Source organism: Spirosoma sp. KUDC1026, from assembly GCF_013375035.1.
Lineage (GTDB): Bacteria > Bacteroidota > Bacteroidia > Cytophagales > Spirosomataceae > Spirosoma.
The window spans coordinates 5,246,829-5,269,796 of the sequence record NZ_CP056032.1 but is presented as its reverse complement, the minus strand read 5'-3'; the positions used below and the strand labels follow the sequence as shown (position 1 = coordinate 5,269,796).

General features: G+C 55.7%; 27 protein-coding genes. 19 read left to right on the top strand and 8 right to left on the bottom strand.

Annotated features, from left to right (window positions below):
- The first annotated feature begins 66 nt into the window (after nt 1-66).
- The 19 genes from HU175_RS22220 to HU175_RS22130 all read left to right on the top strand — a co-directional run bounded on the left by HU175_RS22220 (nt 67) and on the right by HU175_RS22130 (nt 19,191).
- The gene (locus HU175_RS22220; protein ID WP_176568660.1) at nt 67-513 is read left to right on the top strand and encodes a hypothetical protein; all 447 of its coding nucleotides are present in this window, start codon (nt 67-69) and stop codon (nt 511-513) included.
- Nucleotides 504-971 (top strand): hypothetical protein, encoded by a 468-nt coding sequence (locus HU175_RS22215; protein ID WP_176568659.1) that lies wholly within the window; start codon nt 504-506, stop codon nt 969-971. Before HU175_RS22220 ends, HU175_RS22215 begins: the two co-directional genes overlap by 10 nt.
- Complete coding sequence (locus HU175_RS22210; protein WP_176568658.1) at nt 972-1,982, top strand: carboxypeptidase-like regulatory domain-containing protein; 1,011 nt, start codon at nt 972-974, stop codon at nt 1,980-1,982.
- Nucleotides 1,975-4,392: a hypothetical protein gene (locus HU175_RS22205; RefSeq protein ID WP_176568657.1), complete on the top strand. Its 2,418-nt coding sequence runs from the start codon at nt 1,975-1,977 to the stop codon at nt 4,390-4,392. The genes HU175_RS22210 and HU175_RS22205 overlap by 8 nt, the downstream gene beginning before the upstream one ends.
- Complete coding sequence (locus HU175_RS22200; RefSeq protein ID WP_176568656.1) at nt 4,389-4,910, top strand: hypothetical protein; 522 nt, start codon at nt 4,389-4,391, stop codon at nt 4,908-4,910. Before HU175_RS22205 ends, HU175_RS22200 begins: the two co-directional genes overlap by 4 nt.
- Complete coding sequence (locus HU175_RS22195) at nt 4,910-7,069, top strand: hypothetical protein (RefSeq protein ID WP_176568655.1); 2,160 nt, start codon at nt 4,910-4,912, stop codon at nt 7,067-7,069. The genes HU175_RS22200 and HU175_RS22195 overlap by 1 nt, the downstream gene beginning before the upstream one ends.
- Nucleotides 7,066-11,046 carry a discoidin domain-containing protein gene (locus HU175_RS22190; RefSeq protein ID WP_176568654.1) on the top strand — a complete coding sequence of 1,327 codons (3,981 nt, stop codon included), beginning with the start codon at nt 7,066-7,068 and terminating at the stop codon, nt 11,044-11,046. The genes HU175_RS22195 and HU175_RS22190 overlap by 4 nt, the downstream gene beginning before the upstream one ends.
- Before the next feature lie 5 nt (nt 11,047-11,051).
- On the top strand, nt 11,052-12,773 hold the full coding sequence (locus tag HU175_RS22185) for a hypothetical protein (protein ID WP_176568653.1): 1,722 nt from the start codon (nt 11,052-11,054) through the stop codon (nt 12,771-12,773).
- Complete coding sequence (locus tag HU175_RS22180; protein WP_176568652.1) at nt 12,770-13,969, top strand: hypothetical protein; 1,200 nt, start codon at nt 12,770-12,772, stop codon at nt 13,967-13,969. Before HU175_RS22185 ends, HU175_RS22180 begins: the two co-directional genes overlap by 4 nt.
- A gap of 2 nt (nt 13,970-13,971) precedes the next feature.
- Complete coding sequence (locus HU175_RS22175) at nt 13,972-14,403, top strand: hypothetical protein (RefSeq protein WP_176568651.1); 432 nt, start codon at nt 13,972-13,974, stop codon at nt 14,401-14,403.
- Nucleotides 14,384-14,764, top strand: a complete 381-nt coding sequence (locus tag HU175_RS22170) for a hypothetical protein (protein WP_176568650.1) — start codon at nt 14,384-14,386, stop codon at nt 14,762-14,764. The genes HU175_RS22175 and HU175_RS22170 overlap by 20 nt, the downstream gene beginning before the upstream one ends.
- 5 nt (nt 14,765-14,769) lie before the next feature.
- Nucleotides 14,770-15,099, top strand: coding sequence for a hypothetical protein (locus HU175_RS22165; protein ID WP_176568649.1), 330 nt, complete (start codon nt 14,770-14,772; stop codon nt 15,097-15,099).
- The gene (locus HU175_RS22160) at nt 15,074-15,349 is read left to right on the top strand and encodes a hypothetical protein (RefSeq protein ID WP_176568648.1); all 276 of its coding nucleotides are present in this window, start codon (nt 15,074-15,076) and stop codon (nt 15,347-15,349) included. The genes HU175_RS22165 and HU175_RS22160 overlap by 26 nt, the downstream gene beginning before the upstream one ends.
- A complete protein-coding gene (locus HU175_RS22155; protein ID WP_176568647.1) occupies nt 15,331-15,993 on the top strand; it encodes a hypothetical protein in 663 nt (220 codons plus the stop codon). Before HU175_RS22160 ends, HU175_RS22155 begins: the two co-directional genes overlap by 19 nt.
- A gap of 256 nt (nt 15,994-16,249) precedes the next feature.
- Nucleotides 16,250-16,633: a hypothetical protein gene (locus HU175_RS22150; RefSeq protein WP_176568646.1), complete on the top strand. Its 384-nt coding sequence runs from the start codon at nt 16,250-16,252 to the stop codon at nt 16,631-16,633.
- Nucleotides 16,634-16,671: 38 nt separating this feature from the next.
- Entirely contained in the window at nt 16,672-17,385 is a 714-nt protein-coding gene (locus HU175_RS22145; RefSeq protein WP_176568645.1) for a hypothetical protein, read from the top strand.
- Between the two features lie 48 nt (nt 17,386-17,433).
- Complete coding sequence (locus HU175_RS22140) at nt 17,434-17,883, top strand: hypothetical protein (RefSeq protein ID WP_176568644.1); 450 nt, start codon at nt 17,434-17,436, stop codon at nt 17,881-17,883.
- Nucleotides 17,884-18,160: 277 nt separating this feature from the next.
- A complete protein-coding gene (locus HU175_RS22135; RefSeq protein ID WP_176568643.1) occupies nt 18,161-18,544 on the top strand; it encodes a hypothetical protein in 384 nt (127 codons plus the stop codon).
- 80 nt (nt 18,545-18,624) lie between these two features.
- Nucleotides 18,625-19,191 (top strand): N-acetylmuramidase family protein, encoded by a 567-nt coding sequence (locus tag HU175_RS22130; protein ID WP_176568642.1) that lies wholly within the window; start codon nt 18,625-18,627, stop codon nt 19,189-19,191.
- 47 nt (nt 19,192-19,238) lie between these two features.
- On the opposite strand, the gene HU175_RS22125 is transcribed toward HU175_RS22130, so the two are convergent.
- From HU175_RS22125 to HU175_RS22090, 8 genes are all read right to left on the bottom strand, one after another.
- Nucleotides 19,239-20,054, bottom strand: coding sequence for a helix-turn-helix domain-containing protein (locus HU175_RS22125; RefSeq protein ID WP_176568641.1), 816 nt, complete (start codon nt 20,052-20,054; stop codon nt 19,239-19,241).
- Nucleotides 20,051-20,374 (bottom strand): hypothetical protein, encoded by a 324-nt coding sequence (locus tag HU175_RS22120; protein ID WP_176568640.1) that lies wholly within the window; start codon nt 20,372-20,374, stop codon nt 20,051-20,053. The genes HU175_RS22125 and HU175_RS22120 overlap by 4 nt, the downstream gene beginning before the upstream one ends.
- Before the next feature lie 79 nt (nt 20,375-20,453).
- A complete protein-coding gene (locus HU175_RS22115; protein ID WP_176568639.1) occupies nt 20,454-20,759 on the bottom strand; it encodes a hypothetical protein in 306 nt (101 codons plus the stop codon).
- A 332-nt stretch (nt 20,760-21,091) separates the two neighbouring features.
- Nucleotides 21,092-21,385 carry a hypothetical protein gene (locus HU175_RS22110; RefSeq protein WP_176568638.1) on the bottom strand — a complete coding sequence of 98 codons (294 nt, stop codon included), beginning with the start codon at nt 21,383-21,385 and terminating at the stop codon, nt 21,092-21,094.
- Nucleotides 21,386-21,428: 43 nt separating this feature from the next.
- Nucleotides 21,429-21,671: a hypothetical protein gene (locus HU175_RS22105; protein ID WP_176568637.1), complete on the bottom strand. Its 243-nt coding sequence runs from the start codon at nt 21,669-21,671 to the stop codon at nt 21,429-21,431.
- 42 nt (nt 21,672-21,713) lie between these two features.
- On the bottom strand, nt 21,714-22,115 hold the full coding sequence (locus HU175_RS22100; protein WP_176568636.1) for a hypothetical protein: 402 nt from the start codon (nt 22,113-22,115) through the stop codon (nt 21,714-21,716).
- A 1-nt stretch (nt 22,116) separates the two neighbouring features.
- The gene (locus tag HU175_RS22095; RefSeq protein WP_176568635.1) at nt 22,117-22,473 is read right to left on the bottom strand and encodes a hypothetical protein; all 357 of its coding nucleotides are present in this window, start codon (nt 22,471-22,473) and stop codon (nt 22,117-22,119) included.
- Complete coding sequence (locus tag HU175_RS22090) at nt 22,470-22,952, bottom strand: YopX family protein (RefSeq protein ID WP_176568634.1); 483 nt, start codon at nt 22,950-22,952, stop codon at nt 22,470-22,472. The genes HU175_RS22095 and HU175_RS22090 overlap by 4 nt, the downstream gene beginning before the upstream one ends.
- Nucleotides 22,953-22,968 lie beyond the last annotated feature (16 nt).

The window sequence follows — 22,968 nt, the reverse complement described above, 5'->3', positions numbered from 1 at the left end:
TACCTTTCCAACTACCAGCGCCTGTCAGCGCCCCCGAAAGGGAGGTAACACCCGTAATTTCGGGCTGTGCTGGAACAACTCGACCAACTTACCGCCCTTCTGGCCCCGGAGCTTACCGCTGCCGGGCTTCCGGCGTTATCGTTCGCCTTTGGTACGGAGAAAGAGCTGAACATCCTGGCCGACCACCAGGGCGACTATGCCCTGTTATTCCACGAGGGCTACACCTCGGGCGGCATTACCCGAATCGGTAACGGTTCGCTCCGGTACGATTACGCCCTCTCACTATTGATCCTTTATCCATCGTCTTTGTCCGACGGGCCGGATAATAAGCAGCAGACCCTTGCGATCCTTGCCGCCCTGATGCAGAAAGTTTTTCTCCGGCTCGACGGCATGGGCGTCGTGCAGGGTGCCCGCTTCACCAGCAACCTACTGTTCAACCTCACCGACCGCAACTACGATGCAGTCAGGCTCAGCCTCACCCTTACTCCCCCCACCATCGGCGTATGCTTATAGAGCTGGAACCAATTCTGGAAGGTGTCGGTGCGGGGCTGGTGAACGATCTGGCTGTTTCGCAGCGTGAGGAGGGACTCCGGGCGTCGGGCTACTCGATTGCTAATACCCACGCCGTCGTCACCCGCGAGGGTAAAAGCGTGGTGCTGTCCGTCATTGGCCCGGCCTACTGGAAAGAGCAGCAGTACGGGCGTGGGCCGAACCGGCGTAAGGGTAGGCCATCCAGCCGGTTTGTTGAGACCATTCGCGAATGGATTCAAATCAAGGGCATCCCTATCCCCCTGGCCGCTGCCGGGGCGATTGCCTACAAAATAGTGAACGAAGGCATCAAAGTGCCCAACCCTCACAACAAGGGGCGGGTACTGTCGCGGCCCTTCGATCCGGTCAAGGTGAAAGTCCGGGTGCGCGGTGTGCTGCCCGCCTACGGTAACCAACTCGTTAAATCCCTTCTCTTCGACTAGATGCTGCCCGGTCCCGATACCTCCCGCTTTACGCTCACGGCGAGCACCCCGACCGGACAACCGGTAGCGGGGGCATCGGTGCGCATCTTTACGATGGGTGGTCAGGACTTCTCGGATTACTTTTTTCGGGGAGCTACCGCGCTCACCGACGCACAGGGCGTCTTTACGATTCTGGTGCAGAACGTGTTTGTGCCGAACCCGTACGTGATTAAAGTCACCAAGCCCGGCTACGCGCCCTACAGCTACCAGACGCCCGCCCTCTACTTTGGCTACGGCGAATTTTCGGCCACGCTCGAGCGCACCAGCCAGGGCACAGCCGGATATAGTCTGATTGGTTACGGGGGCGGGTTTAAATCGCCAGCCCTTCCTTTACTGATTGGCGCCGAATCCGACGCGGGGGCCGACTGGGAGCTGATTCGCTTCTCGATGACGCATCTTGACGGCCGCACCTCGGTAGCTGAAGCGCAGGTCGATCCGGCAACAGGAACCGCCCTAGTTGACTTGCGCAGCCGCGTTAGGCTCCACGCCCGGCCGAACCTGGTCCCCGACGGCGAAACGCTTTTGCCTGATCCCGACTTTTCGGATTTTGTCACCGTCTCAGCTACCTCACTCACCGATCAGGGGGAGCTGCCCATCAACGTGGGCCTCGCCTACTGGGTGGCGAGTATCATCCCCCCGCCGGGCGAAGACGATCTGTCACTCTACGGCAACCGGCGGTGGATAACCCTTTTGCCAGAGCCCATCATCTTTCGGGGGTACTATTTCGATACGATGCTGTGGCTGCCCTATCTAACGGAAGGCGATTCAGGGACGCTCATTATCGAATACCTCAACGGGGCCTTCGAGGTGGTGGGCGCCCCGGTTGAAGTGCCCATGCCCGTCAATAAGCAGGTGTACCGGATTCGGCTCAACGCCCAGCCGGACGCCGAAGTCATGCACGTCCGGCTACGGGTCGAAGATGAAACGGGCAACCGCATTACGGACGTTTTAACCTGTCATTATCGTGCTTAAGCCCCTCAACGCCCTGGGCACGGATATTGCCCAAATCAAAAACGAAAGCCAGACCGGCGCGAACACCGCCCCGCGCGTTGGTGGTGCGCTGGAAAACCTAAAAGATTCAGGCATCTTCGAGTACGATCCTGCGGCTAGTTACGTGACCGGGCAACTCGTCTGGCAGGAAGGCGTTATCAGTAAGGCCCTGACGGCCGTTACTCCCAACCAGCCACCGAACAGCAGTGACCCCACGATCCGGGCCAAGTGGAGTGCTCAGATTGCGGGCAGCAAGGAGCTGATCGTACTGGGCAACCAGAAGCCGGTCAGCGCCAACGCGCTCGCTGAACTGCTGGCGACCGGACCAGCGCCGGGCGGTGATGTACCCCAGGCCACAACAGCCGTAGCCGGTAAGGCCCGGATTGCGACACAGGCGGAATTTGACGCGGGTACGAGTAATGATTTGATCGTTACCCCGCTTCTGGTTAAAACGTACCTCGATACGTTTCTTGGCGATCTGGCTGATCTGAGCCCCGACGACGAGGACGGACTGAACGCCTTGCTGGGTAAGCTGTTTCGTGACGCGGATATAACGACCCTGACGGCGATTGCCACGATCATAAAGCCCTATATCGGGGGCGGGTCGGGTGGCACGCAGAGCCTGGACACGCTAATGGGTTACGTCACCAGTAAAGACATATCCGTTGGTGGCATCATCCGAAATAAAGAGCCGGTTGCCGTTAATGACTTTTTTGGTCTGGTTGCGTGGTACTACATTCAGGGCATCGGCTACGCGCAGGAGCGGGTAACGCTGGACCGGTTAAAAGAACTGGTTGGCACTGGTAACGGCTCCGGTGGTTCGGGGTTATCCGACGAAGACATTGAGAACCTGTCGCAGTACGGCTACCTCTACGACAAGTGGCTGGAGAGCGACCAGACGGGGCCAAAACCAGTAAAGCCAACTCTTTCTGGCGGCTCAGGTGGGGGCACGAACCCACCCGCCACCACAGCGACCATCAACGCCAACCTCTCCAAGTACGAAGCCGACGGGCCGGGCCTTACAATCCAGGCCAACTGCTCCAATGGGGAAAACTTCATGGGTCAGGTTACGGGCGTGAACGGGGCGGCTGTACCGGATTCGACCTGGCATCTACTCAGCCGGATCGACGGCAACATCCAGAACGGCACCTACGCCTTCCCCTACGCCAACCTGCCCACCGGCGGCATTCTCGAACCCGGCGACTACATCGCCAACGTCCGTATCGGTGTGGATAACGCCACGATCGTGCCTAAACCGTTTACCGTTGTCAGCAACGTGCCAGTGCCGCTCAACGGTGCGGAAAACTTCCGGATCGTGGGTAACGCCGGTCCGCTGGAAGGGGTTCAGGGTGAAGTTTACGCGCTCGAACGGCGGTGGTCGGATAACACGTGGCGCACCTTCAGCGCACCCGACGGCTCAATCATCTATTCACCCGACGCACCCGGGGGGGTGGCTTTTGGTGAGTTTATCGATGGGGGTATTCGCAAAGGGGCGCTCTCAGCCAACGCCGATGCGATTACCCAGGATACGATCATTACGCTGATTTTCTTTATCGGCTTCAACGTTCAGCGTCAGGTTACGCTGAAAAATACCAGCGCCAGCGCGCCGGTCAAGAAAATAAACTTTGTCAGCAGCTCGGACGTATCGGGCGTCGGCCGGGTGGGCGTGGCCAACGTGACCGTCCCTGTTCAGGCGGTACGGCAGTTCTTTATCGTGCAGAACGGCGTTGACGCCTTCGTTGGTGTATCGGACATACGGGATGCAGTGCTAAAAGCGGGCAGTTATGATCCGACCGGCGCTACGGTTGAAATCATCTGGGGTGCATTCCCCTACAGCAATACCGGCACCTACAAAGTCATTGAAGCATGGCGTCCGGCGGGCGTTGCCCAGGAACCCTCTGACCCCAATGACCCCAACGCTTTTGTGCGCAACCCGCCCTATACGGTCGTAGTGGGCACGCCACCAGGCGGTGGCGGGGGTGGTGGAAACCAGGAAACCACGGAGTGGGAGTACGACACCGATGCTACGCCCCCCAACACGGCGCAGCGAATTGAGTACCGCTTCGTCAAATCCGGCGGGGTTAACGGCAACTACGACCGCCTGGAGTTCCGCATGGCTGACACCTATCCGGACTCTCCCATGTACATTGATTTACAGCTCGCTTCCGGCTCCTACAATTTTGGGCGGGGCTTCCAGCGCACCAGCACGGTTGATTCAGAAACCGGCTCGGCGCTTCGCATTGCGCTCTATGATACCGGCAGCTACGCGGGCAAAAACCTTAAAGTCGGCATTTCGCAGCAGACCGGCACCGGGGCCACGCTTCTCTTCCAGTATAACATCGTTGTGCCGACCACGACCATGACCGGCTACACCAGACTATACCCAGCATGATAACTGACGAAATCATCATCCTACGCAATGGCAAAACCATCACGAGCGAAGAGCTGGTGATGTTGATTGCTGGCGAGCTTGTAAAGCAGGGCTACGTCATCACTAAGCCCGACCAACCCGCTACCGAGCCGGTAAAGCCGGTTGATCCGGTCGTTTTACCCCCCGCCGAAGAGGTGGATATACTGACCGCTGACGAGATCGCCCTGCTGGGTAACAAGGTCGGAGATAACCTCTACGAAGGCGTGGATCAGGACGTGCGGTATCTGGTGGCAGAGGGTAAGCTATGGCCCAAATCAACGCCCACCAATCAACGAACCAACGAAGACGGCGACTGGGCGGTGCCCGCGTCGTACCGGTTGCCGGCCGGATGGGGCTGGCGTCTGGCCAAAGACGGCGCCTATGCTATCGTACCGTTTCCAACAAAACAGCCCGGCCCGCCCTGGCTCACGCCCGACCAGCCCGCTACCGACGCAAAAGAAATCACTGAATGGGAGTTTGACCAAAACCAGACAAACTAATGGCTATCTCACCCGTCGCCGTACGCCGTAAATACCTGGGCAAACTCCAGCGCGGCAATGCCCAGCGCGACACCGACAAATATCCTGCGATCAACCAGACCCTGCTGAACGATATTCGCAGTGGGCTACTGGATATTATACTGACCGATGGAACCCTCATTCCGGCCAACACCACGACCGGTTTTGACTTCACCTACAACTTTACCACGTCGGGCTCGGACTTCAACGGAACGCCGTTCGTTAAAACCCCGGCTCCCCGCCTGACGCCGGTCGTGCAGAGCCGCCCCCGCGCGAGAGGCAACAACTACGACTTCCCCCTGCAGACGGCGCTGAACACGGTGCTGTTCGGGCGGATTCCGGCTTTTCAGGTAGCGGACGGGATGATCGTCGTTTACGCGGGCGTTCAGTTCAATGACGTCTCTTTGCGCCCCCTGGTTACCAGTCGGGGCTACAACGCCGTGGGGGACAATATGCCCGACCGGACAACGATTTCCGACCGGGGGGTATACCTGCTGGCTTCCCTGTTCGATCAGGCCCAAAGCCTGGTTGATTACTATAACCAGTATGACCCTGGCAACCCCAACAAGTCCTGGCTAGCCGATTGGGCAGGCCCGAACCACTACCTGATTGATAACCAGAATGCCGCCCGCGAACTAGGGGCGCTCATGCAATCCACCTTCTCGCAGGGCGAATGGGCAGCCGTGAACGGCAAGGGGCCGTTGGCGCTAAATCCCGACTTTGAGGTCAATAATGCCAACCCCCGATCGGGCAACAGCCGCGAAACCCAGCACCAGAACATGGTCGGCTACGTGATGGAAGGGGCCAAAATTCGCGCCCAGCAGAACGGGCAGCCCGCCCCGTTGCTGATCCCTTACGACTGGAGCTACCTCTCGCCGTTTCATTTGATCCGGTTTGAGGGTGACCAGCCCGCGTCCGGCCCGTACTATGACAACGGCGGCAACGCGCTTGCTATGTCCGACCACGAGCCGGGCGTTCCGGCATATTTGAACCACAACTTTCTAAGCCCCGTCTTTTTGGGGGGGAGCAAGAATGCACCCATTGCCGCCAATACCCCGATGGCGCAGTACATCAAAAATACACCTGGTTCAGCGGCTGGCAGTGCTGAATACTTTCACTACACCTACGACGACCAGAGCTTTTTTCAAAAAGACGCGGACGGTAACTACCTCACTGAGCAGTTTCAGGGCAAAACGGTGCTCGTCTACCGGACCGATTCGCGCACGACGACCATCATGGGTCAATCGGCGCACATTCTGGGATCTACACAGTACGGCAAGGGCGAAGCGTTCGATCTGGTATACGAGTGCTACGAGCGGGTAGCCGTGGCGATAGCGGATTATAAAACCCGCGCTGGGGGCGTTCATTTGCCCACCTCAGCCATGCGACAATCCGGCTGGGAAAACCTGAAGCTTATGCAGTGGTGGCGCTACGATAGGGAGTTTAAAGACCTGGAAAAGATCCCCGCCGGACAAAGCTACGACGTCACCGAGCTAAACACCGAACCCCTGAACCCCCACGCGCTGGAAGGCGACGTGATAGCCCAGTACTGGCTTCGTGACATTTTACGGCCCTGGATGGGTCCGCAAAAATCAATCGATCTGGGACAGAATTACGATGCAGCCCCCGGCTTTCCGGAACGCAGCCGGGCCAAAGGGGCCTATGAAGTCTTTTCCAAAGCCCTGCAGCGCTGTTCGGTCTTCAACTGGGTGAAGTCGGTCCCTCACCAGTGGGTAATCCCCCGCTACCTGATCAAAAATCAGAACCTACGTCCTGACGTCAACGAGCGGTTTGAGAAAAAACCGCTGGTGTTCTCGCTCATCGTGCCCAACTACAACGGTAAAACCTACCTGTTGACCTACGGGCGCTACGTAGCCCAGGACGTGGACCGCTCAACCGGTATGCGAATCTGGCTGGACAAAGGCACAGGCCCAATCGGCAACTCCTACGCGATTACGCTGACCGGGCGCGATACATTTCTCGACGTCTGGGAAGTACCCTCGGAATGGGCCACGGCGCAACCAGCGCACGTCAAGTATCAATTCACCGATATGACCGGCGAAAAGCAAACCTGGTCCGGCGACTACCGTCAACCCGTCATTTATTCCAATCATCCAACCCCGCCACTGCTTGCGCTATGAGAACGTTAAGGTTACTTATTTTCCTGCTGCTTCCCGCCCTCTGCTTTGCCCAGCCGCCGGGTGGGTATCAGATACCGCCGGGGGGCATCCCCTACCGGCAAAACCAGGTGCAATACCTGGGGGACTCATTGCAAATCAACCGCCAACGAGTTGATGCCATCCGCAACGCCCTGGGCGTAACAAACACCAACCTGAACCAGGGTCTGTCGGGCCTGTCACAGAGCATTCTGCAGCGGCCGACGTTTACCGATGTGTACACCCGTCAACAGGCAATCGACGCCTTTAAGCCCAAAACCTACCAGCCCATTATTCAGATTGGCACGGTGACGACGGCACCCTCGGGAACACCGGCCAGCCTGTCGGTGGTGCAGAATGGCGACGTAACGACCATCAACGCCACGCTTCCCAAAGGCGATCAGGGAGCGCCGGGTGGCAGTCAGCAGAACGCTGTAACGTCGGTAAACAATACCACGGCCGTTGGTGGGAACGTAAACCTGAACGCGGACAAAGTACCCGCCGGGGTAACGAACATCTACGCCGTACCGGGCGAATACGGGCGGTCGATCAAGCGCACGAGCGCTGATTTGACCGGCACCGTAAACGAAGCCGCTACGCTGCAGAACCTGATCAACCAGGGGGGCGGCAAGGTGGTACTGACGGGTAAGCTTTACATCAACAATCAGGTTCTGATTCGGGGCATTAACAACCTGGTTATAGAAGGCCAGCAGGACACCATCATCGTGGGGCCGAACCTGGGTGAAGTATTCTTTGTCGACTCCTGCCAAAACGTGTCTATCACGGGCATTACGTTCATTCGGGCAGCGGGCAATACGAACACCCCGATTTCGATCCACGTCCGGAACTCGCGCAACATCAACGCCAGCTACAACAACTGCTACGGGGTGCTGGGGCCGCAAACGTTCCGGCTCACCTACTCCCAGGCCACAATCAATAACATCTGCTACAACGTCACTTTCAACAACAACACGATCAAAGGGACGGACGCGGGCGTCTACGGCGGCTTTGCCACGCTTTTGCAGTTTGTCGACGGGGGTTCTGCCAGCTACAATACCGTTGACGATGTCGTGAACGGCCCCGGCTGGTGGGGTGGCGACGGCAACTACCTAAACGGGCAGAACAACAGCACGAACACGGCTACCAAGTGGGCCAGGAACCTGACCTTTATCGGCAACACCGTCAGCCGTACCAACCGATTAGCCGACCACGGTGGCTCGGTATGGGGGTCGATGGGCGAAAACGTCACAGTGGCTAGTAACACCGGCTTTCTTTCCAACGACGTGCTGTTTGACGACGAAGCGGGCAGCAACAACACGTTCGCCAATAACACGGGTGGCGGGGCTAAAAACGCGGCCCTTGCGGTTTTTTACGGCTCAGAGAACACGCAGTTTCTCAACAATACCATCCGGCAGGGGCCGAACGACGGCAACGGCCTGCACGTCTACGGCAATCTGGTGGCCAGGAACCTGACCTTATCGGGCGGCTCCATTACGACGCTGAACCCCACGGTCGAAGCAGTTTTTAACGAGGACGGGCTACTGGACGGCTTTACCTGGGGTAACGGACTATCCATTTACGCCACCTACCGCGCGGTAAAACTACAAAAGCCCAACAACGTTAAGGTATCGGGCGTACTCAGTATTACCTCTGCCGTTCAAAACGTAACGGGCGCGGGTGCTAACTCAGCGGTCTACGTGCAGGGGGGCACTAATATTGATTTGCGGGGCATGACGCTGACCTACTCCGGAACTGCTACGTCCGGCGTTCGGGCCGTTTATCTGGGTGACGGCGGGTCCGGCAACCTGATCGGCGCAAACGTGGAAAGTATTATGGCTCCCAGCTTTCCCGGCGGCATCTACAACGACCAGTTCAACGGGGGCTCGGGCAACCGGTTCGCCAACAACAACGTCGTTGACATCTTCAACAACGCGGGCAACATCATCCGACGCGGCAACTACAAACCTGACGGCACCATTTTGGACGGATTAGACCTCACCGTTGCCAAAATGTTTCAACCCGACCGGCAGGGCTCTGGTGCCAAATACATCACGACCCCCAACAACGACTGGCCGTCTGGCTGGTACACGGTCAACAGTACATCCATGCCCTCGGGCAGTGTAGCGGATAACTGGTATATGCTCCGCAATCACCACCAGAACAGTGCGGGAACCGACGCGGGCGGCTACTGGTGGGATTTAGCCTACAAGTTCGGCGGCAACGGGCAGGTCTACACCCGTGAGGTGAACGCTGGAACGCCGGGCCCGTGGTATCTGCTGGGGTCTGGTACGGGTGGCGGTTCGGCTACGACGGATGCTTCCCAGCTTACCAGCGGCACGCTCTCTGACGCCCGGCTCAGTACGAACGTCATGCAGAAAAACACCTACGACCCGGCGGGTAATGGCATCGTGGATAACGCCGAAGCACTCGGTGGCAATGGCCCTGGATTCTACGCCAAGCAATCGGACGTGGTTTCACTCTCTGCCGCCAACACGGGCGATCAGACGCTTTCGCTGTCGGGCAGTACCCTCAGTATTTCACGCGGGAATAGCGTAACACTATCAACCGCACCCACCGGCGGTGCAGGCGGCTTTCTCTCCGGCACGTACCCGAACCCCGGCGTAAACAGCACGGCGCTGAACACGGCCATTGATGCGTACCTCAGCGCCCTGCCCGGCCGGGTAGCGGGCAGTAACCAGCTAATCGGGCGCGATTCAACGAACGCTTTGCGGTATTTCAGTTTTGCGGGGGTCGCATCAACCGCGCCCGCCAACACGACCGCCGATTATTCGACCACCGGTACGGTCATTAGCGACGGTGGCGGCTCATTCAACAATGACCCCAACAGCTTTCCGGCGGTGGTGTTCGATAAGAACATCAACACCTTCTACAACGCGGCCAACGGTGACGCAAACAAGTACGTCGGACGCGATTTAGGGGGCGCGTACAGTGTCAATACCGCCCGCATCCTGGCCCGGCAGAGCACGGGTGGTTTTGGGGAACGGACACGCATCAACGGCGCTCAGGTGCAGTACAGCGCGGACGGTAGCAACTGGACAACGGTGCCGAATGGTACGATTTCGGGCGTCACTGAGAGCAACTACACCCAGTACATCACCATCAGCTTTACGGCCATTACCGCCCGCTACTGGCGGCTGTTCTGGTCAGCATCGGGCAGCTACGGTAACGCGGCTGAATTTGAAATACGCAAAAACGATCTATCTATGTATCTCTTACTCTTGCTTAACCTGCTCCTTGGTGGCTTACTCAAACTGCGCCGGGCGCGGGGGGCTATTGTTGTCCTCCTGCTGCTTCCCGCCCTCTGCCGCGCTCAGGTGCCGACCGTGGCGGACCAGAACTATCTGCAGCAGTCCATTGCAGCTAAGATTGACGTAGTGGGTACTATTGCTGATCTAAAGGCGAAACCCCTGACGAATCAAAATATCGTTGTGCTCGTGCAGGGCAAAACGACGGCTACCGACGGACAGGGGGCGTTTTACCGCTGGATGCCCCTGTCTACCGACGCGGAAGACATGACGTTTCTTAACGTCGTCATCAGCTCGCTTGCGACTACTGGTCGGTGGGTTAGGTTGAACGTGCGCAATCTGCAGCTACCCCACGGGGTGCTGGCCATGAGCGGAGGTCTGAAAACCTTTTACGCGAGTGGCCTTACCAATGTTTCCTCAGAGTTCGTGGTAAACCTAACCTACGAGGGGACCGCGACCGGGACGCCTATTTTCTCGCAGATTCTGGAGAACACGACGGTAGCCACGCCAACGACCTACGCATCAACCAATGACATCGTAACCGGTGCGCCCATTTCCGAAACGGCAAAAACGACCACCTACCACTACATCAAAGGAAACAACATTATTCTGTCGGCGCTGGGCACCATAGGGGCCAATACGTTCATCAATGCCCCGACAGGTACGAAAGTCCGGGCTACCATAACCGGCATTTAACGACTATGAAAACAGCCAAACTACTCCTCTTCCTTCTGCTGATTCAGGCAGCCGCACTTGCCCAGCTACGCCCAGCTCCGGGGCCGGTTACCCTGAAATACCGGCAGGGTAATACCAATACGCTCAACCTGATTGTATCGAGCGCCGGGCAGGTCATCACGCCCAGCCAGAGCACGACGGTGACCGCCGAAATCCGCAGCTCGGAAGCCTCACCTAACCCCGTGGCCAGCCTCCCCTTGCAACGGGTGGACACGACGGATTACCTGTATGCGAACCTGCCCAACCTTGCTCCCACGCGCTACGTACTGAATTTGAAGCTGGCCTACGCGAATGGGCGGGTGTACCGGTCCGGCATCTGTTACATCGAAATCGTTCCGGCGGGCAATATCATCTCCGTGCCGGACGTGACGGGCCTGAACGTGACGCTCGATATGCGCACGCAGGTGCTGGATATTAAGCTCGACGCGGGGCCGGCGGTGGCGCTGGTGCAGTACTACGCCGAACTCGCCAGACAGAGCGCCATCAACGTAGCTGGTGTAGATAGTTTGGTTGCTCCGATCGGCGTGCAGGTCGCAGCGGATCGGCTGCTCGCACAGGCAGCCCGGAACCGGGCGGACAGTTCGGCTACGGCGGCCGGATTCGCAAAATCTGGGGCTGAACAGGCCCGTGACCAGGCGCAGGGTTACGCCACCAGTGCCGGCAATGCGTCAACCAGTGCCAACACCTCAGCCACCAGTGCAGCCAATTCGGCCACGTCGGCCAACACGTCGAAGAACACAGCTACTACGCAGGCCAACAGTGCCAGCTCCTCAGCCGGTCAGGCGGCATCGTCGGCAACGGCAGCCGCTACGTCGGCCGGCAATGCCCTGTCGTCGGAGCAGGCAGCAGCGGGTCACAAGAATGCGGCCGCAACCTCGGCCACCAGTGCATCCACATCCGCGGGGCAGTCGCTCGCATCGGCGAACAGTGCATCCACATCAGAATCGAACGCCCTGACCTATCGGAATGCGGCTGCTACGTCCGAGACGAACGCGCAGACGTATCGCAACCAGGCCAGCTCCAGTGCGACCAATGCCGCTACCTCGGCCACGTCGGCGAGCGCGTCAGCTGGTCAGTCGGCCGCTTCAGCGACGCAGGCGGGCAACAGTGCGACAAATGCCGGACAGTCGGAAGCCAGTGCGCTGGTCTCCAAGAATGCAGCAGCTACGTCCGAAGGTAATGCCCTGACGCATAGAAACGCGGCTAACACGTCGGCCACGTCGGCCAGCACCTCAGCGGGGCAGGCGCAGGCGTCAGCTACGCAAGCTGGCACCAGTGCCACCAATGCGGCCACGTCTGAGGGTAACGCCCTGACGTATCGCAACCAGGCGCAGTCCGCCCGCGACGCTGCCATCAGCGCCGTGCAGAACGTAACAGTCAATCTCGGCAACGTATCGACCTCGGCCACCATCGACATGTCGGCCGCGCCTAACACGTTCGTGTACGGCACACTGGTCGGTAACACGACACTGACGATCACAGGTGTTGGGCCAGGTCGCTCGCTGTATCTGGAGTTGATCCAGGGGGGCGCTGGTGGGTACACGGCTACGTTCCCATCGACGGTCAGGTTTCCGGCTGGCAGCGCAGTCGACTGGAACACGACAGCGGGACTCTATAACGCTTTTTCGCTGGTCGGTCGGCCTAGTCAGGGCGGCTTTACACTCACCGGATTTTACTCGAAACAATGAGACTGCTAACCATTCTTTTCCTGTTGCTGTGCATCTCAGCACACGGACAGATGAGCGTAACCCCTGTGATGCAGGGGTTCACACCCTCGCTGGTGCTGGATTTCACGAAAGGCACGCTACCCGCTGGCCTGACGTTTACGCGCAACTCGATTGCGACACGGGTGAATGCGTCGGGGAACATTGAGACAGTGGCGAACGATGTGCCTAGGTTCGATTACGATCCCGTTACGCTGCAGCCAAGGGGAATTCTGATCGAGGAGGCCAGGACGAATCTGGCAAGACTATCGGCAGATTTCGATAATGCTGTTTGGTCGAAAGGCAATGATGCGAATCCTCCATCTTCCGTTGTGGCTAACGTAGCTATTGGACCTGACGGTACCATGTCGGCAGATCGGTTTGTACCAGGCGTTTCCGGCAACCCTGCTAATCAGGCTTCTTTTGTCAATTCGAACCGGATATTTCAGGAGGTCAGTAGCAGTGCCAGCACTACGTTTACCAACAGCATCTACGTTAAGACCGACGCGGTCAATACGCAATGCGCTATTATGGTGGTCACGTCAGGAACGAATAATATCATTTCGTCAACCACCATTACCACGAGCAGTAGCTGGCAACGTATCAGCACGACGGGTACAACGAATGGGAATCGCTACGTATTCGTATCCTCTCAGCCGGTTTTGATCTGGGGGGCTCAGGCAGAAGTGGGCTTCTTCGCCACCTCCTACATCCCCACCACGAGCAGTAGCGTGACCAGGGCGGCTGAGTTTTGCTCTCTCTCGGTTGGGTCGTGGTACAATCCTTACGAAGGATGTTGGTTAGTTAGGACGACTATTCCGCCCCCAGAAGCAAACTACAGACGTATAGTTGCCTATCAGGACGATCGTGACTTCTTAGAAACTTATAATAATGGGAGTACAGGGACGAGCGCCTACAACGGGGAAGCTGGCTTCGCGAAATTTGGCACAGTGCCGACGGATGGTTTCATCAACCACGCAATGTACTACAATCAGTCTGGCAGTGCTGTAACCAGACAGGGATTAACTCCTATAACCAGCACCAGGCTGTTTGGGGTGCCTACGTTAATCTATCTAGGTTGCCGCAACACAGGAAGCGGCATACTTAATGCACACATCGCCAAAGTTGTCTATCGCCCACACGCGCCATCTAATTCCTACTTACAATCCCTTACTCAATAGCTATGTACCAACTCGACAGCGCCGAAAAACTGCGCGCCAACTGGAAATACCTGTCTGCTGAAGAAATCCAGCAGCTGCTCACCGACGAGATCGTCGACATCATCTTTACCGCCATTACCAACATGCAGGTGCAGTATCGCACCTACTCAGGCCGGGTCGACGTAATCGCCTACTACCGCTACGTGGCGACCGGCGAAACCATCGTGCAGAAGTCAGCCGAAACGCTGAACGTTTCTCCGGAGACAGCCTATATGGTGGCCGGCCTGGTGGTCATGCAGGAGCCGGGCGTACAGGTTATGTTGGTGAGCGCCAACAACGGTGTTATGCCGGAGATCAAACCGCCCCTTGCGCCAATTGTAGTCGAGATCCCGTCTGATCCGGAACCGATCGACGAACCACAACCAGCGCCTGAAGATGAAACAGCTACGGACTAATTTTCTGTTGATGCTGGTCGCCCTCGTGCTGGGGGCGATCCTCATTGTGCCGGGCGTTGCCACGACGTTGTACCGGGCTTTGCGTCGCTGGAACAATCAGACGCCGAGCGAATACGCAGCCGCGTCGTTTCTGGCCGTCGCGCTGGCGATTGATCGGGCGGGTAACGTACTCTGCCGGGATCTGTTCGACATGATTCTGGTGAAAAAAGTGGGCTATCCGTTTGGGTTATGGCAGGATACAATCAGCAAGGTGCTGGGCAAAAACAAGGAGCTTGGTGCGCTGAGCTGGGGCGGGCTATGGTTGGCGAACCTGCTCAATGCGATTGACCCCAACCACGTAGAAAACGCAGCAAACGACTAACTGATATGGCAGAGACAACGCAGATACCGCCCCTGTTGGAGCTAACCAGAAAGCAGGTGGCCATACTGAACATTGTGAAGCGGGGACTTGACAGCATTTCACGCTATTCCGCGACAACGACCACCGCGACGGGATTGGCTACCTATCTGGCCAACAGCAAGATCAATATCCTGCTCCTCATCGTTGCCGGGGCACTGGGCATGACTTCGTACATCATCCGCGACCTGATTAGCTACACTGTATCGATTACGCAGGTGAAAGACCCGCTGCCGATCACCGTCACGCAAACCACGATCAATCCTATTTCCGATGATACACCAACTGCAACAAATTAAAAAAGGCGTTCTGAGCGCCCTAGCCCGCTTTCCGCTCCTGAAATACCTGTTTTTTGCGGGGTTTCTTTTTATCGTCTATACGGTTTTTGCCACGACCATGTGGCGAAACCGGGCGAAGGAAGTGGGGGTACTGGAAGCCAAACGCGATACACTGGCAGAGGATAACCAGCGCCTCAGCCAACAGGTAAACAACTATCATAACCTGCTCGACAGGGCTACTATCTACACCCGATGCGACTCGTTACGCTGATCGTCGGCTCCGTACTCGTGCTGGGTATGCTGACGCTGGGCTGGTTTCTGATTCAGGCGAACCGGGAAAACACCACGTTGCGCGAAAGTCTGAACGTCGCCCTGTCGGCTATTTCTTCGCTAAAGTTGGACATTGCCGACATGAAGCAGAAACAGGCAGAGCAGAACGAGAAGGTGGCCAGGGCCGACGCTGACCGGGAAAAGCGGGACGCTGAAACCCGCGCCACCGTCGGGGCTATGTCCGCGATTGCCCAGCAAATGCTAGCCGTTCGGGGGCTGGTCGAAAACCGGTTGTTAGCTCCGGAGCGATTAGCTGACACCAGCAAGGGAGGGCTACGGGTTGATTCGGCGTTTGTGGCAGCGGTAGCGGGTCAGGGAGTGCTACTCGAACAACGTACAACTGACCTACGGGATGCTAACCAAACCATTCAGAATAAAGACGGGCAAATCAGCGATCTGGAGAAAGTAATCAACAGGACGGGTAAGGGCATCGCGGATGCAAGGGCTGAAACGCAGGACCGGGTGGCAGAACTAAGCAATGGCATTATCCGGAAGCTGACCAACAGCGGCAAGATTCGGGAGAACCGGGCAGCGGATAAGCGGCTGATGGGGTTGCAGGATTCGCTAACGGTAACGAATCCGTGACCTTTAAACCTATCGAATTCGAGACCTTTAGTTTGTGCAACTATAGAATTCCATACGTGCATCAAACGCGTTTCGTGCAAACAAAAAAGCCCCGGAATTCCGAAGCCCTTTGCAAACCCTAACCCATATGTCTGTATTTCCTTTTCTTCTCTAAATATACTCAATCTGTAGCAGATATTCCACGCCGAACCGTAATTTTTTGCCGTTGAGTAAACGGCTCAACACATTGAGAAACAATAAGATGCCCCTTGATGTAATGAATAAGCTAGTTGTTGTATTTTGGGGGCTGGGTATATGGTCAGCAACGATGCTTGGTCAGCTATTTGCGAGCCTATCGGGGTGGGCAGGTTGGGGGCTGTTCGGCTGGGCGTTCATGGGGTCAACGGCGCGAATCATGTGGCAGGAGTATAAGAAGAAAGGCCCGAAAAAGTCGAACCGTCAACGCTTCTTTCTCTTTGCGATCGGTATGTTTATCGCCATGACCTTCACCGATATTGCCGTGAACTGGGCGATCGTAAAAGCCTTTAGTTTAGAGAAGCCCCACGTTGCGTTCCTGCTGGCTTTTGGCGCGTATTACCTGTGCGATCAGTTCGACAAACGGGCAGAAAAAGACGACACATTTGATAAACTAGGAAAGTGATGTATCTATTGATTCTGAGTCAACTCGGATTAATAACAATGGCAATCTGTACGCCAGACATTGTTAGCCAGCAGAACCAGAAAAGCGACCGGCTGCCGGGTTTCGTGATCTTCATCATGTGGGCCTACGCCGGGGCCTGTGCGCTGGCCTTTGGCGACGTACTGACGCTGGGCACCCCCAATCCGAACTCAACAACATGCGCAGTCAGGATCACAGGGGGACTGCTGTTTTTTGGAACCTCGCTCCGGTTTCGCTATAAAGATGCCTACCAGTTCCCTGATATGGTCGAGCGCGTCGTTAACACCGTCCTCGGGGCACTGATTGGTATTTTTATCCTTGGCTCCCTGACCTACGGGGCACTCAACTACCGGCAGTACGGCGGGGGGGAGGATAGTAAGATAGCCTCAATAGAAGGAAAACTGGACCGCAATAGCCGCGTACTGCTCAACGACACGGCCCGCACGGCCCGGCTGGTACGCCAGAACGATTCGCTACTGACGCTGCTTAACGACCAGCGCAAAGCCAACCTGGGCCTGACCACGCAGGTTTCCGGCCTGACCGGCCAAATCTCCGACCTCTCCCGTCAGCTTTTCAGGCTGACCCGCACCCTTCGTCAGATTGATACGCGCATCGAGCGTCAAGCCAAAAGCCCCGTCATTCCCGTGGGCAATATCCCGCCCCGCTTCGTACTGCCCGACACGATGGACACGCGCAAGGTGAAGCAGATTCCATCGAAGGGGAAGCGCAAATAAATCTTCGCAATCGCTTGGCTGTCAAGTGAATAGATGGTAAATTGAAGTATGGAAGCAAAGAAAGAGCAGACGCGCACTATAGCGCAGCGCCTACATGATTCTTTTCTAATACAAGACAGCGTAGAGGATATGCTGCTTGGGTTGTTCGAGAAATACGAACCAGAAGTTTACGAAAAGATTGATTTCACAATTGGCTCTGACGATTACGACAACAGTATTGAAATATATTTCAATACCCCAATGCCTTATCCTTGGGAGCCTTGTCATGCTTTGCGAAAAGAAATCCACGCTTGGGGATTCTCAACGGTATACTGGAATTTCAAAGCTGATAAGGATCTAGGAGAGTATGAAGAAGTTCGGGGTTATGAGCCACGGCATGTTCGAGATAGCAAGCAATGGATACCGACAAAGTACGGCTATGTTGATAGCCGATTCAACGAAAGTGAATGGACCGTCTATACAGAACAGTTGAAGGCCAAACAGCCAGCTATCGCATGACCCGCTACACCGCCCTCTCCACCCTGCTTTCCCGCCACCCCCTGCTGTGGTCGTCAGAAGGGCGGAACGGTGGGGGAATGTAAACAATATTGGGGCGGCCGCAGCGCTAACGTTCGACAGACGAAAACTACCCCCGGAAGGTATCTAGTAGCGTAAAAGCGTGGAGCGACTGGCGACGGCTGGTTTGAGGTTCGAAACTCAGGACGCAAACGAGAGAATATGGAAACAGGGTATTAGTAGCGGAGCGAAACCCAGGCCCCCCTTAAATCATATAGCCATGACCAAACGTAAACAAACCCTTTCCGACGTCGACCCCGGCGACAAGCTGACGAATCCGGGTACTGGTAGAAACTCCAGGTCTGACAAACTCGTCAGCACCCACGTACGGGAGCTAGGCGAAGCGAAGTTGCAGGAGCAGCTGGCGGGGGGCGAGCAACTGCCAGACGACGTTGTCGCAACGATTTCAGCCCTTTGTAGATCGTTGATTCGGCTGCGAAACCAGGGGCTGACGAATGACGGAGACAATGCCAGATTAGAAGATGGACTAGCGTTACTTAAGAAGTATGTAAAACCGACTACGGAAGGGAGGGTAGTACAGAGTAATCAAAAGCCAAGCGGCACAATCTACGGGCCGGGGCCGAACAACCCACCACGGCCGTAACCACCAACGCCCCAACCAGCGGGGGCCAGTCAGGGCGTAGCGTAGAGAAGACGTTTCAAGAGCTAAGATACGAAAAGGCCATGAGCAAACCCAAACTTACCGCTGCCGACTTCCAGCGGGCCGCTACGGCATTAGGCGTTGACGTAGCCACGATTCGGGCCGTTACCGCCGTCGAATCGGGCGGCAGCGGATTCCTGTCTGACGGACGGTGTGTTATCCGCTACGAGCCGCACATCTTCTCAAAATACACCAAAGGGCTGTACGATAAGCCTTATCCGGAACTGTCCTACCCCCGCCTGAAACCGGGCTATCCGACCAGCGTCAATCATTCGTGGGAGCTGTTTAAGAAAGCCGCCACCCTCAGCCCCTCAGCCGCGACAATGGCCTGTAGCTGGGGTATGTTCCAGCTTATGGGATTTCACTGGACAACGTGCGGGTGCGCGTCAATCAGCGAATTTATCCGGCTCATGGAAGAATCGGAAGGCGCGCAACTGGATCTGTTTATCAGCTTCATTCGCTCGATGGGACTCTCTGACGAGCTACGCCGGAAGGATTGGGCTGGCTTCGCCCGGGCGTACAATGGAGCGGGCTACAAAATCAACCGCTACGACGTTAAACTATCTCAGGCGTACAACCGCTACGCCTAGAGAGAGAACGTGGCAGAGGGCGCCAGTTTGCAGGGCTGAGGGGTGGGTTATTCCTTCTTGGATTTCGGTTTGTAGCCAGGCGGTTTCTTCCAAAGCGGCTTACGGTTGCCTTTTGCCCGGCTTATGTATTCGTAAACGGTAGCTTTGGAAAGCCCGGTTTGCTGGGCGATTTCATCCACAGACATTCCGCCCGCCCGAAGCGCACTAACCTTGTCGGTAGTAGGACGTTTTTCATGCTGCAAAGCTCCGCCCTTATTTGTGGAGACAACTCCGTTTTTTGCGAGATATTTACTAACTGTCGGAACAGGGATCCCTATCTGCTTTGCCAACTTCTTAATACTGCCCGCCTTCCGCAGTTCCGCTGCCAAATCCTTCCCCTCCAGTGGCTTCTCGGCAGGGCTGGGCGCGTACGCCTTTGCAATTTCTATCCCATACCGCTTTTTGTATTTAGCAACGGTTGCCCGTTCAATCCCCATCAACCTAGCGATTTCGTTCTGGTGTTTGCCCTGGCTTGCCAGCGTCCGTATAGTCTCAATCATCTTTACTGCCTTTTCGCTTGGCCGAAACGGCGTTTGTTTGCGAGGGCGCCGAACGAGCGTGATGCCGTGCTTAGTTGCTAACCGGCGGAGATGCTGTTCAGGCCGCCCGAACTGAGCAATCAGATCGTCAACCGGCGTTAGGGGCGCTCGTTCGATAAAAAGGGCAAGGTTAAGGGGCTCTCGTGGCGTACGTATAAACTTTTCTTTAGCTTGGCGAGGTAGGTATTTCCGAATCGTTGCTACGGACTTAAACAGCCGTTTAGCGATTTGTTCGGCAGTATAGCCTTGTCCGTGCAAGGTTTCGACAATCTCTTTCAGCTTCATTTCGTCCGCAGTCTATCCCAAACCTTGTCCAGTAATTCTTTTTCTGCCCTCATTTCTGGCGTAAATGATTTGGGGTCATACTGCTCAGCAGCCTGCAGGGGCTGTATTTGTTCAAAGGCTGCATCTGCCAGTAGTTGCCGCAAGTCCGGGCGAGAATCCAGCCACGACAGTACACGGGTAGCATCTTCCAGAAAAGCCGTGGCCCGGGGCCGAGTAGCCAAAATGCCTGCTACATCTGGCGAAAATCGATATGGACCTTTTGGCTTGCCTTTCGTGCCGGTGCCAGAGCGATTCGAGCCTGTTTTTGTTATTTCTTCCATACCTTTGTTGTCTACGCTACTGGTTACGTAAGAGTTTTCTAGTAGTTGCGCCCGACCCTGCAAGGTCGGGCGCTTTTTGTTAAATAGTGTAGGTGGCCCAATTCCTACTTTTTAAGGCGGACTTAAAGCCATAATCGGCTGTACTATAAATTCTGCCTACCGAAGAAGAGGCGATATATATCTTGCCCTCCTCTAAAAGTTCCCGAATTGCCGCGTTTACGGTTCGAATTCCGAACCGGTTTTCTTGCCCTGGTACCTGAGCAAAACCGCCTGGCACGGTGGTGTCCAGGTACCAGGTACTGTTGTAGATAAACTCCTGGCTACCATAGCCAGATTTTGAAAGGATAACACTTTTTGCGTTGTCGATTGCGATTGAATTAGCCATGACTGTAAGAGTTTTTAAGTGAAGGGGCTGCAACCCCTGCCGTTAACCTTAACGACATATCAAAGGTACGACACAATTTCTAATTGTCAATACATTTAGAGAAAATAATTTATCGATTGATTAAACGGCACCCCCAACAAAAAAAGCGCCCAGCATTAACCGGGCGCTCGTACCTTTGCGGGCATGGAAGGAGACTACTGCAACAACGCTGACCACATTTATTTACGCTTGAATGGCACCGTCTACCGGCGGGACGTGGGGAAAGGCTGGGTCGTCGTACCGGAACCGGAAGGGCTGGTATTTTGGCCCCTGCATGAGAAGCAGTGGGCGGCCTACGCACCGGCGCTGAGAGATTCGGGCTTTACGTTTGAATAATAAGGATCTGGCTCTGCCTTTTCAAGTGCTTCTCTGATCGCCGTTTCAAACTTTTCTCGAACAACTTCATCCGCTATCAAGCCCGACACGTTACGAATAATTTTCAGTGTATTAAGCAGGTGCTGTGCATTCATAGCTAGTTGATGCCCAACAATAGCTTCGTAGCCCCCGCCCGTTTCCGCCTTGTATAAGAGGCAATGCCTGCCAACTGAAATCATTTTTGGGTCAATCCCCTCTTTTGGTACGTTCATCGCTTTCGTTGTCGCTTGTTTCCCGCACGGGCGGGGGTGGTGGTTAAAAACTAGGCCCTCTTCCGTCCCAACGGTCACCATCGGCAACGACTGAACCGGAGGGGTCAATATAAATATCTCCGTTGATGCATTTCTGCCCGTTTACACGTATCGTGCTAGGGCCTTGGATATGAATACCATAAGCCACCAAATAGGCGTGAATGGCGGTAGCTACCTCATCGCCAGTTAAATCGATCTGAACGCCGGGGCCTTGCTCTGTTTTGCCTTCTCCAAATTGAATTCCCATACCTCTTCTTTCGTTTTACCCGCCCCTTCCGGCAGCGGGTGGTTAGTTAATTAGCTCTGGTTCGACTTTGCGCACCCGTTTCTGATTTATCATGCCAGACATTGCTTTGTCGCTGCTGGCTTCGTAGACCTCTCCATTCTTGTAGGCAAGTAGCAGGGCGTTGAGCCGATCAATTTCACTAGGGCTCATGCTGGCCATGAGATAGGCTGCATTTTCTACAGTTCTGACCAGGGCGTTGAACTGCAGTTCCTCTTCCTCGCTGATACCCTTGTACATCTGCGATACGAACTTTTCCAACTCATCGGTCAGGCTGTTGACCTTTTGCTTGGTCGCATGTTTGTACAGCGTCGTTTCTTTCAAATCATCGCAGACGCCTAACAGGATTGTCTTACAGGCTACCGCCAGAAGTGCGGACTTGTGGAGTTTTTCGGTTGATGGTTTCATATCAGCAGTGCGCAAATAGCGCGTCGTTGGTTTTAAGCTCGTGGAGCAGAAATAGCTGGTAGTTTTCGTCGAGCAGAGAGAAGAACGTAAGCAGATTACGGTCTGCGTTGACGTAGCGTTCAGCGAAATGAGCACCTAATCGTTCACCAAACAGGTACACCAGCATCCGGTGGTTGATGCTATTGGAAAGCCGGATCAATTGGTTCACCTGCTCGTTGTAGTAGAAAGTGCCATTCTCAGCCATTTCTTCGCGGTAGCGGTCTGGATTGCGCTGAAAAGCAGCAAAGAACATTTCATACCGGGTTGCCCCCACCCCCTCAGTCGGGCGGTGGGCGGGCATATGGGGTGCGTGGGTCATGCTGTAAACGGGATTAAGAGCTCCGGGTTGGCATAAACATTCCCTACTATCGTTAGGTGGTTATGCGTATCTCGGTAGATGAAATTGCTGTAATGGAACACGTCGCCTTTGTAGGATGAGATAGGGTACAACGAGTTTTCGACAATCCTAAGATCCAAGCTTGGGGTGAACTCAACGACTGCAACTCGCCAATACCTTCCGTTACTACAATCATCCCATTTGACTAAATCACCCTCGTAGATTTCAATGCCGTTTTTGTCTTTCAATCCGGTTGACTGCATCAAAGCCATTTTCGGAGTAGGCTCAAATGAATACCAGCGAGGTCCGTAGACGTCGTTGTCGTAATCCTCTTGCCCTACGTGAGCTGCCGCCATATTGCCTGATTTGTCGTAGCTGAACTTTACTACATCTGTCCTATTGTCGTCGCCTGGATACCACATCCGTTCGCCGTCCCAAGCCCTGAATTTTATTTCCCTCATCTTTCTCTCGTGTTAT

Bases quoted from the DNA above. Each gene is read 5' to 3' on its own strand.
- HU175_RS22140 (WP_176568644.1), top strand. From the start codon at position 17,434: ATGGAAGCAAAGAAAGAGCAGACGCGCACTATAGCGCAGCGCCTACAT.
- HU175_RS22105 (WP_176568637.1), bottom strand. From the start codon at position 21,671: ATGGGAATTCAATTTGGAGAAGGCAAAACAGAGCAAGGCCCCGGCGTT.
- HU175_RS22195 (WP_176568655.1), top strand. From the start codon at position 4,910: ATGGCTATCTCACCCGTCGCCGTACGCCGTAAATACCTGGGCAAACTC.
- HU175_RS22090 (WP_176568634.1), bottom strand. From the start codon at position 22,952: ATGAGGGAAATAAAATTCAGGGCTTGGGACGGCGAACGGATGTGGTAT.
- HU175_RS22145 (WP_176568645.1), top strand. From the start codon at position 16,672: ATGGCAATCTGTACGCCAGACATTGTTAGCCAGCAGAACCAGAAAAGC.
- HU175_RS22185 (WP_176568653.1), top strand. From the start codon at position 11,052: ATGAAAACAGCCAAACTACTCCTCTTCCTTCTGCTGATTCAGGCAGCC.
- HU175_RS22215 (WP_176568659.1), top strand. From the start codon at position 504: ATGCTTATAGAGCTGGAACCAATTCTGGAAGGTGTCGGTGCGGGGCTG.
- HU175_RS22155 (WP_176568647.1), top strand. From the start codon at position 15,331: ATGCGACTCGTTACGCTGATCGTCGGCTCCGTACTCGTGCTGGGTATG.
- HU175_RS22200 (WP_176568656.1), top strand. From the start codon at position 4,389: ATGATAACTGACGAAATCATCATCCTACGCAATGGCAAAACCATCACG.
- HU175_RS22120 (WP_176568640.1), bottom strand. From the start codon at position 20,374: ATGGAAGAAATAACAAAAACAGGCTCGAATCGCTCTGGCACCGGCACG.
- HU175_RS22125 (WP_176568641.1), bottom strand. From the start codon at position 20,054: ATGAAGCTGAAAGAGATTGTCGAAACCTTGCACGGACAAGGCTATACT.
- HU175_RS22160 (WP_176568648.1), top strand. From the start codon at position 15,074: ATGATACACCAACTGCAACAAATTAAAAAAGGCGTTCTGAGCGCCCTA.
- HU175_RS22210 (WP_176568658.1), top strand. From the start codon at position 972: ATGCTGCCCGGTCCCGATACCTCCCGCTTTACGCTCACGGCGAGCACC.
- HU175_RS22100 (WP_176568636.1), bottom strand. From the start codon at position 22,115: ATGAAACCATCAACCGAAAAACTCCACAAGTCCGCACTTCTGGCGGTA.
- HU175_RS22170 (WP_176568650.1), top strand. From the start codon at position 14,384: ATGAAACAGCTACGGACTAATTTTCTGTTGATGCTGGTCGCCCTCGTG.
- HU175_RS22165 (WP_176568649.1), top strand. From the start codon at position 14,770: ATGGCAGAGACAACGCAGATACCGCCCCTGTTGGAGCTAACCAGAAAG.
- HU175_RS22150 (WP_176568646.1), top strand. From the start codon at position 16,250: ATGAATAAGCTAGTTGTTGTATTTTGGGGGCTGGGTATATGGTCAGCA.
- HU175_RS22110 (WP_176568638.1), bottom strand. From the start codon at position 21,385: ATGAACGTACCAAAAGAGGGGATTGACCCAAAAATGATTTCAGTTGGC.
- HU175_RS22190 (WP_176568654.1), top strand. From the start codon at position 7,066: ATGAGAACGTTAAGGTTACTTATTTTCCTGCTGCTTCCCGCCCTCTGC.
- HU175_RS22175 (WP_176568651.1), top strand. From the start codon at position 13,972: ATGTACCAACTCGACAGCGCCGAAAAACTGCGCGCCAACTGGAAATAC.
- HU175_RS22135 (WP_176568643.1), top strand. From the start codon at position 18,161: ATGACCAAACGTAAACAAACCCTTTCCGACGTCGACCCCGGCGACAAG.
- HU175_RS22115 (WP_176568639.1), bottom strand. From the start codon at position 20,759: ATGGCTAATTCAATCGCAATCGACAACGCAAAAAGTGTTATCCTTTCA.
- HU175_RS22180 (WP_176568652.1), top strand. From the start codon at position 12,770: ATGAGACTGCTAACCATTCTTTTCCTGTTGCTGTGCATCTCAGCACAC.
- HU175_RS22130 (WP_176568642.1), top strand. From the start codon at position 18,625: ATGAGCAAACCCAAACTTACCGCTGCCGACTTCCAGCGGGCCGCTACG.
- HU175_RS22095 (WP_176568635.1), bottom strand. From the start codon at position 22,473: ATGACCCACGCACCCCATATGCCCGCCCACCGCCCGACTGAGGGGGTG.